A 15,786-nucleotide genomic window follows, 5' to 3' on the forward strand; every position below is an offset into this window, starting at 1 on the left:
GCGGTCGAATGTGTCGCGCGCCGCGGACCACCCAGAACAACCCGCCACAGCGCCGTGTGGCGCTGAAGGCGAGGGACCGCCGACGGACTCGTCGTGCGACTCCCGCCGAGCACGCGAAACCTTTGGCCGCCGATCTCCGTTGGCATCATGAGCCGTCAATGTTCGGCCACGAGGGGGATCAGTGACTGATGTGGATGCCGTTGTCCTGCGGGTGTCCAGCCGTAGGTACGCCTCCGATCACCCGGGCTGGTGCCGGCAGGTGCGCCTCCTCGAGGAGGGTCTGCGAGGTCTGCGCTCGAGTTCCGGCGAACCGGCCGGGAGTGGTGTGCCGTTGCGGGTGGTGAACGGGGACCAGACCGAGGCCGCAGGCCCGACCAAAGGCGCCGTCGAGATCGGGGCCGTGGCCCTCGCTTCCGCGGAAGTCCTACGGGCGGTGGCGATGATCATCCGGGAGTGGGCCAAGGCCGATGCGTCCCGGAAGGTGGAGATCACCGAAGGACGCGTCACGGGCCGGGGTTCCGCCGGTATCGATGCCGCCCTGCGAGCGCACCTGGCCGGTCTGGACACCGGCGGCCCGGGCGCTCCCGCCCTCGAACCAGGACCGGCAGACGACAGCCGATGAGGTCGGCTCCAGCCGCGTTCAAGGCGCTCGTGATCGGCAACGGCGTCTTCCCCGAGGATCCGTACCGGCTGAACGCCCTGAACGGTCCCCGGAACGATGTGGAGGCCGTTCGCTCCGCCCTGTCGGACGCCGACCACGGAATGTTCGAATGTCTCCCGCCGCTGAAGGACGCGAATGCGCGGGAGATCCTGACCGCGGCGGAGGACTTCTTCGGCCAGGCCGCCCCGGATGACTGCCTGCTCTACTACTACAGCGGCCACGGTCAGCTGGATCTCGCCGGGGACTTCTATTTCTGCGCCAACGATACCGACAGCGGATCTCTGACCTCGCCGAGAGTCACCGGCGACGATCTGCGGAAGCTTGTCGAGATGTCGCCTGCGGCACTGAAGATCATCATCATGGACTGCTGTTACGCCACGCGGTTCAAGGCTGGTCTGCAGCCGCCGGGGTTCATCCGTGGTCAGGGGCGTTTCGTGCTGGCCGCCACCCGAGGATCCGGTGTCCCGCTGGTGCCCGACGCCGCGACGCCCGCGGACCTCAGCCCGTTCACGGCGATGCTGGTCGAGGCCTTGCAACGTGACGACCTGGACGCTGACCAGGACGGCTTCATCACGGCCGCGGACGTCTCGGCGTTCATCTCCCGGACCGCCCGGAGCGCCCCGTCCGCACCGTTCGCCCTGGACCGCTGGGACGGCACCGGGATGGTGCCGATCGCCCGATCCCGGTACTCGGCCCCGCCACGGCCGGCGCCTCCGGCCGTGGTCGCCGCGCGTCCGTCGGCCGCTCCCCCCGGCGACACACCGGCCGGCCCGGCGCCGAGCGGCGAGCGGCCACAGCTCATGCCGATCCCGCCGCAGGGGCCGCCACGGTTCTTCCTGAGCCGCGATCTGGTGACCCACGGACAGTTCCACGCGTTCCTGTCGGACCCGGCGAACGCCGGCTGGCGGCCGGACCACGCGCGGTCGAGCGTCGGCGCGGTCGATGAGAACTACCTGCGCCACTGGGACGGACTGACATTTCCCGCGGAGTGGAGGAACCGGCCGGTAGTGGCCGTCAGCGCGGCGGCCGCGAACGCGTACGCGCTCTGGGCGGGCCGGCGGACCGGGCTCGCTCTGCGTCTGCCGGACGCCGTCGAGTGGGAGGAAGCCGCCACGGCGGGCAGATCGGGGGACTGGGTGAACGAGGACATTCTCGCGGGCCGGGTCAACTGCCGGCCCACACTGGGCCGACCGTCCGCGATCGGCGACGTCGCGCCCGGCCCGAACGGGCTCCGCGACCTGCTGGGGAACGCGTGGGAGATCTGTGTCGACGCGGCCGGTCTGCCGGTCCTTCGCGGCGGGGCGTACCACACCCCGCACAGCGAACTGCTCGAGCACTGGGCTCTGGCCTCGGCGGCCGAGTGCCGTCCCGACACCGGGTTCCGGCTCGCCTGTGACAGGAGTCAGGATGATTGAAGCGTTCTTCGACGGGCCCTTCCTCAGGGCGCCGACCGAGTGGGGACCGGGTGACGTCGAACGCGCCCGGCAGGAGTTCAGAGACAGACGTCCGGCCGTGCCACGGTATGTGGTCGAGGCGCTGTGGCGGTTCTGGCGGCTCCGCCAGCCTGATCGAGCACTGTTCGACGATCCGGAGCAGGATCTTGCTCTGGTGCTACACGCGCAGGCGTACGGCCTCGAACTCGGGCTGCCTGATCCCGCCGATCCGCTGGCCGCGCTGCTGAGCCGGATCGACGGCGCCGCCGAGTGCTCGTCCCTCACTCCGGCCGTCCTGACGTGGGGGCCGCAGGCCGCGCTGGCCACGGAGGTCCGGGCGGCGCTGGGCAGCACGCTGGTCCGGGCGTGGATCGTGCTCGACCGGCAGGGACCGATCGAGGCCCTGGTGGTGGGGGCGGGGCTGCCCGAGATCCGGCAGCAGATCGTGCAGTTCGCGCTGATGACCTCGCTGCGCATCAACGGGCTGGCCGACGTCGGCAACGGTGCGGTGGTCGGAGACCTGGTCAACGTCGGACTCATCCGCATCAGTGCCGGGCTGCCCGGCCAGGCCGCGGCGGTCGAACTCCCGCCGGTCTTCAACGCACAGCATGTGACCGTCGCGGAGAGCTCCGCGGTGACCGCCAGAGGCGCGCTACGCGACTTCGTCAACGGGTTGCGATCACTGGAACGCGAGACGAACCTGGTCGAGATCGCCGAGATCACCAGCGAGCAGGCGGCCGGCCTGGCCGACACCATCCGGGACATGGCCGAGCAGGTCGTGCACCGGCCCGGCCGCGTGCTGCTGCGGCCCGCCGTTGATGACCGGGACGCTGCGGGGGACGGTGACGAGGGAGTCGTCGGTCTGCTGCCTCTGCTGTCGCTGGCCGATTCACCGCAGGCGTCCGCCGGCACCGGAATCGCCCTTCACCTTCATGCGGACCTGCTCGCCACGGTGGCGTACACCCGGCTGGAGGAGGCACACCAGCGGGTCCTCACCACCCGGCTGACCCTGGACGCTCAGCTACGCCGGGATCAGATCAAGGCCGACCTCACCTGGATGACCACCGAACACGACGAATACCTGCTCGCGTCGCCGGAGGAACGAGCGGCCAACTGGGACCCGGTCGTACTGCTGGTCGAGAAGTTCGACGACCGGACCGGCACGACGATCACCTTGGCCGAGCCCGAGGAGATGAGCCGGGATCAGTACGAACTCGTACAGGTGCCGAATCTGATCAAGTTGCGCGAGGCCTGGTTGCGACGGCTCGACGACCTGGTGGACAACCTGCGGGCCGCCGCGGGGCAACCGCACTCCCCCGCCCGGCAGCTCGCGGCCGGCCGGTTCTTCGACGCTGTGCTGCGCGACGAGACACCGGACGAAAGCCCGGCGACCGCCTCCGCCTTCGAGCAGTGGGCCGCCCAGCTCGCACCGATGCTGCGTTTCGAATGGCGCCACGAGCTCAACCGCAGGCGGATCGATCCACGGGACGTCTTCACCCGGCACACCACGTTCGTGACCCGGTACCTCCCGGCGATCGGCCCCGACGACGCGGTGCTGGTGATGCTGCCGCACTCCTTGGTCGACGATCGGTTGTCGGCAGTGCTGGCCGACGCTGACCGCCGGGTGATGGTCGTGCGCGATGGCACCGACCACGGCACGTCCGAGATCGCGGGCGCGAACGACAACCTCGACGGGCCCGCGGCGGAACAGGAGTGGAATTCACTCGCGCGACTCGCGGACGATCCCGAGACCGGCGAAGACGTCTTCGCCGGGGCGTTCATCTCCCTGCTCCGTAAGCATCCGCGGCATACGGCGCGCCGTATGGTCGAGACCTTGCAACCGCCGGCGCCGGATCCGGCCGAGCCGAGGATGATGGAGGACGAGCTTCGCCGTGCGGCGCAAGCGATGTCACTGAGCGAAGGCATGAGCCGTGCCCGCACGGCGATGCGCATGTCGGCGTTCCTGACCGCCCGCCAGATTCTCGACCATGTGCGGGCCGCGCCACGCGGGGAGGCCCAGGCCTGGCTGCTCCGCTCGGTCGTCGAATGTGTCGCCACGGATCTGCCGCAGCGCGACATCCCCGGCCTGCTGGGCAGCCGCACGCTGGGCACGCTGCCGCACGCGGCGCTCCGCGCCGTCGACGAGGCGGCCCATCTCGACGCCGACTACACGGCACGCTGGCTCGCGGATCTGCCGGAGATCACTGTGCATCGCGCCGTACAGAGGCTGTTCCACGGAGTTCCGCACAGCCGGTCGGAGGTGTCGGGACGCGAACGAGCAGTCTGGCTGTTCCGGAGCTCGTTGCAGTCGGCCCGGCTGGCCGGGGAGCTGGAGGAGGCAGTCGAGGAACTGCCCGAGGATCGGATGCCGATCGACGCGGCGCTGGTCGCCCTCGGGCGGGTACTGGAGGACGTTCTCGTCGGGCAATACACCAACGGCGCGCGCGGTGAGGCCGAGCGGCTGCTCGAGGTGCTGACCGGCGAGGAACGTCCTCGCTACGGCGACGTGACGGGAGCCTGATGGACAACGAACTGTATATCGTCGCCCTGATCAAATCCTCGGACCGGGCACGCACCGCGATCGGCGAGGTGCTCGGCGATTTCTCCCTCACCGACCTGCTTCGGCGGGTCGGCCGGCCGGGCCAGTCCGCCGGCGAACTGGCCGAACTGGCCCTGCGGGTACGAGCCGAGTTCGCACCGGCCCAGCTGCCGGCCCACTTCGGCGAACATCATCTGCGCCTGCTGGTGGTGCCGTCCAGCCTCCCTGTCCTGGCCGACACGTTGCGCTGCTCCGTCGCCGACGTACACGCCAATTTGCTCGATCCCCACCAGCTCGGCCGGGCCCTGCGCGACGCCGGCCACGTCGACGGGGGGATCGCCGACGCCGAGCTCATGTTGCTGAACCTGATGCCCCGGCTGGCCCGGCTGGCCGCCGCCCACGCCCTGGAGCCGGGCAATTGGGGTTCCTACCTGGAACGTCGGGGCTGGATCACGCCCTCCGCGATCCGGAAACTGGCCGCCGAGGCCGAACGCCGATCCTGGCCGAGTTCGTGCCGGCCGACTCAGATCCTGGCCGCGATCCTGGAACAGAGTACGGCCAAGGGGCCGGTCACGGAGCGGAGGCAGTTCGACGCGCTGGCCCTGATCGAGGTCCGCCGGCGGGTCGGTCTGCTGGCCGAGAAACTCCGCGAGGACGCCTCGGCCCATGCTGAGGAGGCCGCCCTGCTGGCCCCCGAACTCAGCAGCGTCGCCCGGCTGCCCGCATGGCTCCAGCTGTACGAGCGTGACGCGGTGGCGATCGGACTGCATCGGCTGTTCACCGGCTCGACCTCACTGGCCGAGTTGTTACAGGGCACCTATGCCGAGCCGCCGACGGTGACCGGGGATCCCCGGCCGGACGTGGGCTTCCAGATCATCAATGATCTGACCTTCGGCACCGTCAGGAAACGAATCGCCTTCGACGTCACCTGCGTGCTGGAAGGCGAGACCGAACAGCAGGTGGTCCTGCGCTGCCGCGGCCTGCCCCGCAAGGAATTCGAGCCGATCCGTGACAAGATCGTCGCCCTGCGCACCACCGACGTGTCCGCGGTCGGCGCCTCGGTCGGGACGCGCCTGCTCAACACCCAGATGGCCGAGCGGCACGGGTTACGCGGCCGGCTGCGTCACGTGCTGCGTAAACACGGTGCGCAAACCATCCAGTGCATCCTGCTGGCCGGGATCAGGACGCCCGTCGCCGTCCCGCCGCCCTGGCACGACTACCTGCGCACCAGCCTGCCGTACGCCGAGCCTCCATCTCACGACGCTCGCTTCGCCGGACCTGACCAGATCAATCACAACCTGCGGGCCGAGCTGGGCGACCGGCCGGTCGAGGTGGTTCGCTGACGTCCTTCCTGGAGTTCGCCTGTGCGTACAACGACCAATCCCGCGATCCGCAGCCTGCTGACCTCGACCGAGACGGTCCGCAGCAGACCCGGGAAACCCGTCCGGCGGCATCCCGCCTATCGGGACCTGGGCACCGGCCGCCCGCTGACGATCGACGACGTGGTGACCAGAACCGTGGCCACGCTGACGGTCGCCGTGGCGAGCGCGGTCATCGCAGCCTGCCTCGACCTTCAGTACCTCCTGCTGCCGGCGGCGCTGGCGACCCTCGGCCTGGGGCTGTTCCACACCGTGCGCCCGCGCCCGAGTGCTCCCCTCGCGATCACCTACGCCCTGCTCCAGGGCTTGGTGATCGGCTCGGCGACCAGCTTCGTCGAGGGACTGTTCCCGGGGACCGCCGCGCAGGCGGTCACCGGAACGTTCGCGGTCTTCGTCGCGATGCTGGTGGTCTACCGGGTACGAGGACTGCGGCTCTCGAGTACGAAGAGGAAGTTCCTGTTCGCGGTGGGCACCGGCCTGCTGGCCCTGCTGATCTCGAACATCGTCGCCGCCGTGCTCGGTTTCGATGCCGGCCTGGGCCGCACCGGGGTCGGGTCCGCGATTCTGAGCCTCGTCTGCATCTGCATGGCCGCGTACAGCCTCCTGCTCAGTTTCGACGCCGCCGACCGGATGATCCGGCACGGCGTCTCCGCCGACTGGTCCTGGTACCTGGCATTCGGTCTGGTAATGGCGTTGCTGTGGCTCTACCTGGAGATTGTCTGGCTGCTCACGGCCTTGCGGTGAACGGCGCAATACGTTTCCGGGTGGAGTATTAGGATGCCGTCGTGACCAGTGAACCGCGGACGATGAGCAGACGCGACCGGCTGCGGGTGCAAACCTTCCAGGAAATCGAGGATGCGGCTTTCGCCATCATCGACGAGGACGGCGTCCACGCGTTGTCCATCGCCGCCCTCGCGCGCAGCATGGCGATGTCCGCGCCCGCGCTGTACCGCTATTTCGCCTCGCGGGACGCCCTGGTGGCGCATCTGATCACCCGTGCGTACGGGCAGCTCGTGGCCGCGATGGCCGCGGGCATGGAGGGCCGGCGGCGGACTCCGCAGGCCCGCGTACGCCTGCTGGTCGTCACCTACCGCGAGTGGGCCCTGCAATACCGGCGTCGTTACGCCATGCTGTTCGGCGAGTCGCCCGGCGACATCCCCGAGGAGGTCGGCGCCGAGAGCCCGCTCAACCTGGCCATGACGCAGCTCGTCGACCTGCTGGTCGCCGAGGCGGCCGAGGCGCCGGCGGTCGCGACCACCGGCGACCGCACCCTCGACGGGCAGCTGCGCGAGTGGGCCCGCGCGATGCAGCGGCCGGGCACCGCACCCCGGATCTCCCGCGCCGCCATCATCATCTGGACGCGGGTGCACGGGATCGTCAGCCTCGAACTCAACGGCATGGTCGACAACCGCTCGATCGATGTCCAGCGGCTGATCAACCTCGAGGTCGACAACGCCGTCCAGCTGCTGACCCGCACCGGCAGCTGAACGCTCATCGCGGGATATACCCCTCCATCGCCTCGCGGACGCGCCCGGACACCAGCCATGAGCCGATGCTGTCGGATCGGGCCAGCCCGTCGGCGGTGAGCACCCGGCGACCGGGGTCCAGCCAGCCCCGCGCCACCAGTTCCCCCAGTTGCGGAAAGTCGGCGTCGTGGGTGGTGCCGAACCGGTGCTGATAGGCGCCGGCATCGACGCCGTCGGCGCGGAGCAGCGACTTGAGCAGCCAGCGGCGCCTCTGCTCGAGTCCGTCGAGGTGGAAGCCGATCTCGGCGTACCGGAAGTCGTCGGGGAGCCGGGCCAGGTAGTCGGTGATCACCGCGCGGACCTCGGTGACGCTGACGGCGTAGTCGAAGGAATAGTGCAGGGTCGTGGCGTACGAGCGGGAGCCGCAGCCGAGGCCGACCATGCCGTCGTCCTGGCAGCAGTAGTCGGGGCCGTCGACGGCCGGCGCGTCCCGGCGCCGGAACTGACGCATCGAGTGCTGGTCGTAGCCCGCGCCGGTGAGTACGTCGACCGCCTGCCGATAGAGTGCCTGGCGTTGCCGGTCCCAGTCGGCGCGTCCGTGTTCACGACCAGCCAGTCCGGTGAGCGGGCGTACGTACAGCGGATACAGGTACAGCTCCTCGGGGCGCCAGCGCAGGGCCTGGTCGAGCGAGTGCTGCCAGGTCCGCGCGGTCTGCCCGGCGATGCCGTAGATGAGATCGATGTTGAGCACCGGGACGCGTGCCGCACGGATCGCCTCCAGGGCCGCGAGCACCTCGCCGAGCCGCTGCGGGCGGCCCGCGGCCCGCGCCTCGGCGTCCAGGAAACTCTGTACTCCGATGCTGACCCGGGTCGTGCCGCGGTCGGCCAGCACGGCCAGCCGGTCGGGGGTCGCGGTGGCCGGGGACGTCTCGACCGACATCGGCCCGGGGGCCTCGCCGAAGGTCGCCGCCATGATGTCGAACAGGCTCTCCAACTCGGCGGCGTCGAGGTAGGTGGGGGTGCCGCCGCCGACCGCGACCCGGGAGAATGCCGCTCCCGGTGACAGGCTGTCGCGGACGGCGGCGGCCTGTGACCGCAGCTGAGCCAGGTAGGCCGTGACCTGGTCGGCGTGCGGGTTGGCCCGGGTGAACAGGTTGCAGAAGCCGCACCGCATCTCGCAAAAAGGAATGTGCACGTAGCCGAACAGAGCGTCCTGCCGTTCGGCGGCCCACACCTCTTCGAGGCGGAGTCTCGGCTGCAACCGGCGATAGGCACTCTTGTGCGGGTACGCGTAGAGATACCCCTGGTAGGGCGAGTCGTCGAGGCTCACGGTGCATCCGTCCAGTGCCGGAAGCGGCCGTCGGTCAGGGCCGCCAGCTGAGCATCGTAGGTGTCCCGCCCGCCCGCGAGCAGGCCCGGCAACAGGTCGCCGAAGGCGTTCACCTCCGCCACCGCGTGATCGTTCCAGTCCGCCCGGAACATCAGGTCGACGGCGACGTGCAAGGTGCGCGGGAAGCATCGGGCGACCCGTACGCAGGTCCGCATCGCCGCCGCCCAGGCCCGCTCCCCGGCCGCGGCCCGGACTCGGGCCAGATCGCCGCGGGCGTTGCCCAGATGCAGATTCGTCATCGGGGACCGGCTGGTACGCACCACCACATGCCCCGGGTCGCCGGCCGTGACCACCACCCGCAGGTCGAGAACCCGGTTGTCGAAGCCGGCCTTCGGGTACCACCGCTCGACGTGCAGTCCGTCCGGTGCGAGCCGATCGACGATCGCCGCGACCCGCTCCGGGTCGTCGTAACAGCGCACCCGCCGGTTGTTGAAGAGCCGGCCGTCGGCGGCCAGCTCGGTCGACGTCGTCGCCCTGACCTGCCGGCCCGAGACAGCGAGCGCCAGCACTCCCGACGCCGAGGAACCGTGCGCGGGCTTCACGAACGCCCGGCCCCAGCCGGCGGCACTCATCGCCGCGCGCAACGCCTCGTAACTGTTCACCGGGGCCAACGCGGCCGGCACGGGGACGCCGGCCGCGGCCAGCACGGCGTGACACCGCGGTTTGTCGCTCATGGTCAGGATGTCGGCGATCTGGTTGAGGAGCTCGCCACCGCCGGCGGCGACCCGGTCGAGGGCCCGGCCCAGCCCGGCGTGGGCGGCGGCCGTGCCGAGGATCTCCCCGTGTTCGGCCCGCACCGCCGGATCGCCGCCGCCGAGGACGCGCAGCAGCTGATCCACGTCGGCGTCCTCGCCCGGCGAGTCGATCCGGACGACGGTGCCCGGCCCGGGGACACGACCGGACGTCAGAACGTCGCGCCACGGGTAGACCGGCACCGCCGGCCGTCCGGCTCGGGCGGCGGCCGCCTGGAACAGGGTGACTCGGCGATTGGCGGGATTGCCGACGACGGCGAGGTGCGTCATTCGCCGACCGCGACGTACCGCCAGTCCTCCTCCTCGTCGTCCTCGTCCCGGTCGACCCGGTCCGAGACGTCGACTGCGACCCCCGGCAGCTCGTCGACCAGGCGCCGGGCCACGTCCGGGGACAGGAAATGGTGGCTCAGGTTGAGCGTCTCGAGATGGGTGAGGGCCTGACCGGCGAGCAACGTCTGTGCGCCCTCGTCGCCGAGCGTGCCCAGCGAGAGATCCAGTTCGGTGAGGCGGGCGAGTACCGGGGCGGTGGCCATCGATTTGACGAACCAGTCGGTGTCCTCGATGTTGCGCAGGCCGAGCCGGGTCAGCGCGGGCAGCGCAACGCCCCGCAGGATCGGCGCGAGGTCTTCGGCCCGGGCGCCGCCACCGCGTTCGGAGGTGCCGAGCCACAGCTCGAGACGTGTCACGTGGGGCAGGTCGCTCGCGGCGACCGCACGAACCACCGGTGCGGGCAGCCCGGCCGACTGCAGGACCAGCTCGCGCAGCCCGGCGTGCCGGACCGGGGAGAGCAGCAGGCCTTTAGAACCGCGGATCCAGAGGCGTTCGAGATCCGGGAAGGCCGTCAGTACGGGCGTGATGTCGCCGAGGGTGATCCAGGAGGTCTCGCAGTTCGCGGAGGTCATCTCTCCGATGAACAAGGCGCGCAGCTGGGCGAGCCGAGCGGCGTTGCGAGTCAGCACCTCCATCGGAAAGGCTCGTTCGAAGGCTCCGCCCCAGTTCCCGATGACCAACGCGCCGGGGCCGCCCGGGCCGCACCGGGCCAGCAACGCCTCGAAGGCGGCCACGAACTCCTCGTCGGCGACCGCATTAGCCTCGTAGTGGTCCACCTCCAGACGCCAGGCCACCGACGCCGGGTCCGGCGGTGCCCCGCCGTCCCGGAGTACTCGGCTGAATTCGAGGACGGGCAGACCCGCGAACGTTTCCATCCGGTCGTCGATGGTCATCGAACTCCCTTCGCCGATCGCTCTCGCCGGCTGCGACACCGAGCGGAACGCCACGGCCGTGGTGCGAACTCCCGTTGCTCAGTAAACGGCCGTAACTATGGACCGATCGATCATGGCGCGTCAACTGTGGCGCCCGGCCGTCGCCCGATCGGCCCCTCGACGTTGGTACGTCCGTGATGGAGGGCCGATCGCGGCTCACGGGACCAGGATGATTTTCCCGAGCGCGGTCCGGCCGGAGGACTCGGACAGGTCCATGGCCGCGGCCACCTCGGTCAGCGGGAACCGCGCCGCGATCTTCGCGGTCAGCACACCGTCACGGAGCAGACCGAAGATATGCGTGAGATCGGTACGCAGTCGAGCACGGAACGCCTCGCGCCGGGCCGATCCGGGCTTGCCGGAGCCGGCCCAGACGTCGTAGAAGCTCGCGTGCCGGCCGGTGGGCAGGTAGTTCCAGTACGCGAGCTTCGCGAGCAGCGGCAGGAACTCCAGGATCACCGGCTTCCGGTCGTCGAGCTTGCTGGCGATGCTGTAGGAGACGAGAGTTCCGGTGCGGTTGAGCAGCCGATAGGAACGGTTGACGCTCGCGCCCCCGAGATGGTCGAAGACAGCGTCGACCCCGTCCGGAGCGAGTTCCCGGACCCGGCGGTCCAGGTCGGGGTCGTGGTAGTCGATCGGTTCCGCCCCCAGCGCCCGCAGCGCGTCGTGGTGACGCGGACTGGCCGTACCGATCACGCGGGCGCCCGCCCGGCGGGCCAGCTGCACCAGGATGGTGCCCACGCCGCCGCTCGCCCCGAGCACCAGCACGGTCTGTCCGGCTTTCACCTGGGCGCTCCCGTGCAGCATCTGGTAGGCGGTCAGCCCGTTGACGACGAGCGTTTCGGCCTCGTCGGCGTCGACACCGTCCGGCACCGGCACCAGGTCGGCCGCGTCCAGCAGGACCGCCGTGGCCCAGCCGCCGGTCTTGGTCAGTGCGGCCACCCGCCGGCCCTCCAGCGCGTGGTCGACACCCGGTCCGACCAGCTCGACCACGCCGACCAGGTCGTAGCCCGGCACGAACGGGAAGGCGGGCTGACCGAAGTACCGGCCGCGACGCATCGCGCTCTCGGCGAACGAGACAGCGGTCGACTCGACCCGCACCAGGGCCTGACCGGCGCCGGGGGCGGGCAGCTTCCGATCGACCACGCGCAGGCCGGACGACTCGACCTTGCCCGGAAGAACCACCTCGGTGGTGCTGTACATGACGCGCTCCTCAACCCTGACGCGAGTGGCTTTCACTCTGCGAATGATCGTAACTATGTTATAGGTCGTAGTACGGTGTCAACCCACAGCGATCAGAGGGGTGGAACGATGCACGAGCCGAGACTGACCCGGCAGCAGCAGTACCGGCGCGACACGATGGCGCAGATCAAGGCCTCGGCGATGGCCCAGATGCACAAGGGTGGCCCGGCGGCCGTTTCGCTCAGCGCCATCGCCCGGAGCATGGCCATGTCGGCTCCGGCCCTGTACCGCTACGTCGACAGCCGCGACGAACTGCTCGCCGAACTGGCCGTCGACGTACACCTCGCACTCGCCGGCACCCTGCGAGCCGCCGCGACGCGCGGATCCTCACCGGCCGCACACGTCGAGGCGGTCGCCACCGCCTACCGCGACTGGGCGCTCGCGCAGCCCAACGCCTACCGCCTGGCGCACGGCTCGATTCACGGATCCGGCGTCCGGCACGCCGGTGATCGCATCGCGGCGGCGGCCCAGCAGTCGATGGACGTCCTGCTCGAGGTCGTGGCCGAGGCCGGCCTGGCAGCACCCGCGCCAGTCATCCCCGCGCTCGACGACCAGCTCCGGCAGTGGAACCGGCGCGGCGGTCAGCGCCTCCTGTCCGTCGCCGTGCTGCAGTTCGGGCTGATCTGGTGGTCCCGGCTCCACGGCCTGGTCAGCCTCGAGCTGAGCCGGCACGTGGCGGCCACCGGCATCGACCCCGAGCTGCTGTACCGGACCGAGATCCAGGCGATGCTCGGCGGGCTGCACCCCGACGCCGCGATTCCCGGCCGGGCGGATCGCGTGGGGTCACCGCACCCTCGGTGACGACGCGGGTGCGCCGCCGAGGGCAGACCGGCGGCACTCCCGGGCACAGAACGCGGACCGATGCCCCGCCCGCGCACCGCCGATTGCGAACATCGAACGCCGATGGCCTTCCGGCCGGCGCCCCGAGGAGGAAACGCATGGTCCAGCACCGCACCCTGCTCAAGGGCGGGCACGTACTCACCATGGACCCACGGCTGGGCGAGCTGGCCGGCGGCGACGTTCTCATCGAGGACGGCCTGATCACGGCGGTCGGCGCGGCCCTCGACGTCACCGACGCCGAGATCGTCGACGTCACCGGCCACGTCGTGCTGCCCGGCCTGATCGACACACATCGACACACGTGGCAGACGCAGGCCCGGGCCATCTGCGCCGACTGGACGCTGACCGACTACTTCTTCGGCCTCCGGCTGGCCATCTCCCCGGCTTACACCCCCGCCGACGTCCATCTCGGCAACCAGCTCGGCGCCCTCGAGGCGCTGGACGCCGGCGTCACCACCATCCTGGACTTCTCGCACTGCAACAACAGCCCCGACCACTCCGACGCCGCGGTTCGAGGGTTGCTCGACGCGGGCATCCGGGCCACGTTCGGCTACGGATTCTTCGACAGCAGTCCCACCGCCCCGTCCCACTTTCCGGACCACGCGTCGCGAATCGCCGACTTCGAACGGATCGCCGGCAACCACTTCGGCTCGGGCGGGCTGCTGCGCCCGGGTGTGGCGCTGACCGAACTCGGAATGGTGCCCTTCTCCCGTACCCGCGCCGAGATCGAAGCCGCGCGCCGCCACGACGCGTTGATCGCGACGCACATGGCCTGCGTGTGGTCGATGCCTTCGGGGTTCGACGAGCTGGAGTCGGCCGGGCTGCTCGGACCCGACCTCGTACACATCCACTGCAACGCCCTGACCGACGGGCAGTGGGCCGCCGTGGCCCGCTCCGGCGGCAAGGTGTCGATCTCGGTGGAGACCGAACTGAACATGGGCATGGGCCGGCCGGTGTTCGCCCAGTGCGAGCGGTACGGCATCAAGCCGACCCTGTCCTGCGACGTCGTCTCCCTCAACTCAGGAGACCTGATCACCCAGGCCCGGATCGGACTGGGCTTCAAGCGCTGGGCCGACACCGAGGCGGTCAACCGGGCCGGACAGGATCCTCGAACCGTCTCCACGACCTCGCTGCAGGCGCTCGAGTGGCTGACGGTGAACGGTGCGGACGCCCTCGGTCTCGCTGACCAGGTCGGCTCGCTCACGCCCGGCCGACAGGCTGACGTGATAGTCGTCGGCGGTGACGGCGTCGCCCAGCACCCGCGGCCGGACCCGGCCGGCACCCTGCTGTTCCAGACCCGGCCCACCGATGTGAGGCATGTCCTGGTCCAGGGTCGTTTCGTGAAGCGCGACGGCGCCCTGATCGGCCACGACATGGCTCGCCTCCAGGCGGATGCGGAGGAGTCGTCCGCGCGGGTGCTCCGGCGCGTACGCGACCTCGGCATCACCCTGCCGGGGACACCGGCCGGCGCGGTCGGTGGCATCGCCGCCGCGGCCGTAGCCAACCTCCAGATCTGACACACGGGCCGCGTTTCTCGTCGATCTCGACGTGCTTTCGGATGAAAGATGGTAGATGTCTACTATGAAGTGACAAGTCCATATTTCCCTCCTATTCTTCGGCCTCGTGCTCACCACGTCTCGCTGGCGGGGCGCCGGTCTCGTACTGGCCGCCATGATGCTGTCCGGCACCGTCGGCCCCGCACAGGTGCTGATCGCCGACTCCGTCACGCCCACCGCGATCGCCGGCTGGCGTCATCTCATCAGCGGCCTGGTCATGTGCCTGCTCGCCGTCACGCGCAACCGGCACGCGTACCGGTTCGTACGCGGACGCCGCAACTGGAGCCTGCTGGTCGCGGGCGGTCTCCTCAGCGCCGGCCACCAGGTGAGCTTCCTGAAGGCGGTGTCGCTGACCGGCGCAGCCCTCGGCACCGTCGTCGCCGTGGCGACGGTGCCGCTGTTCACCGGAATCGCGGCCCGCCGGCTCGACCGCGAGAAGCTCGGCCGCAGCTGGCTGGCCGGGTCCGTCATCGCCACCGCCGGCTGCGCGGCGCTGCTGCTGCCCGGGGCCGGCCCGCGGGTCGACGTCGCGGGAATCGGCTTCGGGGTCCTCGCCGGACTGATCTTCGCGGCGTACACCGTGGTATCCAAACGGCTCGCCACCGCCGTACCGGACGTCACCGTGTCCACCGGCGTGACCATGCTGATCGGCGCGACCGCGCTGATCCCCGCGATCCTGACCGACACCGCGAACCTGGGCGACGCGCGTACCGTGACGGTCCTCGCCTGGCTGGGTGTCCTCGCGACCGCGACGTACAGCCTCTACTTCGCCGGCCTCAAACACATCACCGCCAACCTCGCCGGCACACTCAACCTCGCCGAACCGCTCGCCGCCGTCCTGATCAGCACCGCCGTCCTCGGCGAACGGCTGTCCGGCACCGACTGGCTCGCCGGCGCGACAGTCCTGTCCGGCGTACTCATCGCCACCATCACCTTCACAGCCCGCTCCCCCGCCATCTCCACCTCGGGCCTCGCGGCGATGGGAATCGTCGCAATGCCCATCGGGGTCCCCGTGCGGCCCGAGCTGATTGGGGTACGCCCCAGGGCCATCGGCCGCGCACGACCACCGGGTCTCCACTCGGACGAGACGCGAGCCCTGCCGACGCAGCCCCGGCGGACCCTCGACCACGACCGCCATCCGGCCGCCGGCCCGGGCGTACACGTCGATGCCGCCGCCGTCCCCCTTGAGGCGTAGCCGCCGTGTCCTACTCGATGCGGATGTGCGAGGACCGACCACTTTATACGTTTATCGAGCCGCCGACGCAGATC

Annotated in this window: 13 protein-coding genes; 9 read left to right on the forward strand and 4 right to left on the reverse strand. The window is 70.4% G+C overall.

What is annotated here, in order from left to right; genetic code table 11:
* Window positions 1-181: 181 nt before the first annotated feature.
* From ACGFIO_RS27615 to ACGFIO_RS27640, 6 genes are read left to right on the forward strand one after another with little or no spacing between them, the layout of a single operon-like run.
* Window positions 182-622: a hypothetical protein gene (locus ACGFIO_RS27615; RefSeq protein ID WP_392829954.1), complete on the forward strand. Its 441-nt coding sequence runs from the start codon at window positions 182-184 to the stop codon at window positions 620-622.
* Window positions 619-2,076 (forward strand): SUMF1/EgtB/PvdO family nonheme iron enzyme, encoded by a 1,458-nt coding sequence (locus tag ACGFIO_RS27620; protein ID WP_392829955.1) that lies wholly within the window; start codon window positions 619-621, stop codon window positions 2,074-2,076. Before ACGFIO_RS27615 ends, ACGFIO_RS27620 begins: the two co-directional genes overlap by 4 nt.
* On the forward strand, window positions 2,069-4,615 hold the full coding sequence (locus ACGFIO_RS27625) for a hypothetical protein (protein WP_392829957.1): 2,547 nt from the start codon (window positions 2,069-2,071) through the stop codon (window positions 4,613-4,615). Before ACGFIO_RS27620 ends, ACGFIO_RS27625 begins: the two co-directional genes overlap by 8 nt.
* Window positions 4,615-5,976: a hypothetical protein gene (locus ACGFIO_RS27630; RefSeq protein ID WP_392829958.1), complete on the forward strand. Its 1,362-nt coding sequence runs from the start codon at window positions 4,615-4,617 to the stop codon at window positions 5,974-5,976. Before ACGFIO_RS27625 ends, ACGFIO_RS27630 begins: the two co-directional genes overlap by 1 nt.
* 21 nt (window positions 5,977-5,997) lie before the next feature.
* Window positions 5,998-6,756: a Bax inhibitor-1/YccA family protein gene (locus ACGFIO_RS27635; protein WP_392829960.1), complete on the forward strand. Its 759-nt coding sequence runs from the start codon at window positions 5,998-6,000 to the stop codon at window positions 6,754-6,756.
* Window positions 6,757-6,797: 41 nt separating this feature from the next.
* Complete coding sequence (locus ACGFIO_RS27640) at window positions 6,798-7,499, forward strand: TetR/AcrR family transcriptional regulator (RefSeq protein ID WP_392829961.1); 702 nt, start codon at window positions 6,798-6,800, stop codon at window positions 7,497-7,499.
* Window positions 7,500-7,503: 4 nt separating this feature from the next.
* Here the strand turns inward: ACGFIO_RS27640 and ACGFIO_RS27645 are convergent, their stop codons facing one another.
* The 4 genes from ACGFIO_RS27645 to ACGFIO_RS27660 form a co-directional block, all read right to left on the reverse strand.
* Window positions 7,504-8,808: an STM4012 family radical SAM protein gene (locus ACGFIO_RS27645; protein WP_392829962.1), complete on the reverse strand. Its 1,305-nt coding sequence runs from the start codon at window positions 8,806-8,808 to the stop codon at window positions 7,504-7,506.
* A complete protein-coding gene (locus ACGFIO_RS27650) occupies window positions 8,805-9,890 on the reverse strand; it encodes an STM4014 family protein (RefSeq protein ID WP_392829964.1) in 1,086 nt (361 codons plus the stop codon). Before ACGFIO_RS27650 ends, ACGFIO_RS27645 begins: the two co-directional genes overlap by 4 nt.
* Window positions 9,887-10,843, reverse strand: a complete 957-nt coding sequence (locus ACGFIO_RS27655; RefSeq protein ID WP_392829965.1) for an STM4015 family protein — start codon at window positions 10,841-10,843, stop codon at window positions 9,887-9,889. Before ACGFIO_RS27655 ends, ACGFIO_RS27650 begins: the two co-directional genes overlap by 4 nt.
* A gap of 195 nt (window positions 10,844-11,038) precedes the next feature.
* Complete coding sequence (locus ACGFIO_RS27660) at window positions 11,039-12,082, reverse strand: medium chain dehydrogenase/reductase family protein (RefSeq protein ID WP_392829967.1); 1,044 nt, start codon at window positions 12,080-12,082, stop codon at window positions 11,039-11,041.
* Between the two features lie 108 nt (window positions 12,083-12,190).
* On the opposite strand from ACGFIO_RS27660, the gene ACGFIO_RS27665 reads away from it, so the two are divergent.
* From ACGFIO_RS27665 to ACGFIO_RS27675, 3 genes are all read left to right on the forward strand, one after another.
* The gene (locus ACGFIO_RS27665) at window positions 12,191-12,922 is read left to right on the forward strand and encodes a TetR/AcrR family transcriptional regulator (RefSeq protein WP_392829968.1); all 732 of its coding nucleotides are present in this window, start codon (window positions 12,191-12,193) and stop codon (window positions 12,920-12,922) included.
* A 137-nt stretch (window positions 12,923-13,059) separates the two neighbouring features.
* Window positions 13,060-14,478, forward strand: coding sequence for an amidohydrolase family protein (locus tag ACGFIO_RS27670; RefSeq protein WP_392829969.1), 1,419 nt, complete (start codon window positions 13,060-13,062; stop codon window positions 14,476-14,478).
* A gap of 106 nt (window positions 14,479-14,584) precedes the next feature.
* Complete coding sequence (locus tag ACGFIO_RS27675; protein ID WP_392829971.1) at window positions 14,585-15,712, forward strand: DMT family transporter; 1,128 nt, start codon at window positions 14,585-14,587, stop codon at window positions 15,710-15,712.
* Window positions 15,713-15,786 lie beyond the last annotated feature (74 nt).

The sequence above is a fragment of the Actinoplanes sp. NPDC049265 genome (genome assembly GCF_043197135.1).
In the GTDB taxonomy this organism is placed as follows: Bacteria; Actinomycetota; Actinomycetes; order Mycobacteriales; family Micromonosporaceae; genus Actinoplanes.

Bases quoted from the DNA above. Each gene is read 5' to 3' on its own strand.
- ACGFIO_RS27655 (WP_392829965.1), bottom strand. From the start codon at position 10,843: ATGACCATCGACGACCGGATGGAAACGTTCGCGGGTCTGCCCGTCCTC.
- ACGFIO_RS27650 (WP_392829964.1), bottom strand. From the start codon at position 9,890: ATGACGCACCTCGCCGTCGTCGGCAATCCCGCCAATCGCCGAGTCACC.
- ACGFIO_RS27660 (WP_392829967.1), bottom strand. From the start codon at position 12,082: ATGTACAGCACCACCGAGGTGGTTCTTCCGGGCAAGGTCGAGTCGTCC.
- ACGFIO_RS27630 (WP_392829958.1), top strand. From the start codon at position 4,615: ATGGACAACGAACTGTATATCGTCGCCCTGATCAAATCCTCGGACCGG.
- ACGFIO_RS27670 (WP_392829969.1), top strand. From the start codon at position 13,060: ATGGTCCAGCACCGCACCCTGCTCAAGGGCGGGCACGTACTCACCATG.
- ACGFIO_RS27625 (WP_392829957.1), top strand. From the start codon at position 2,069: ATGATTGAAGCGTTCTTCGACGGGCCCTTCCTCAGGGCGCCGACCGAG.
- ACGFIO_RS27620 (WP_392829955.1), top strand. From the start codon at position 619: ATGAGGTCGGCTCCAGCCGCGTTCAAGGCGCTCGTGATCGGCAACGGC.
- ACGFIO_RS27665 (WP_392829968.1), top strand. From the start codon at position 12,191: ATGCACGAGCCGAGACTGACCCGGCAGCAGCAGTACCGGCGCGACACG.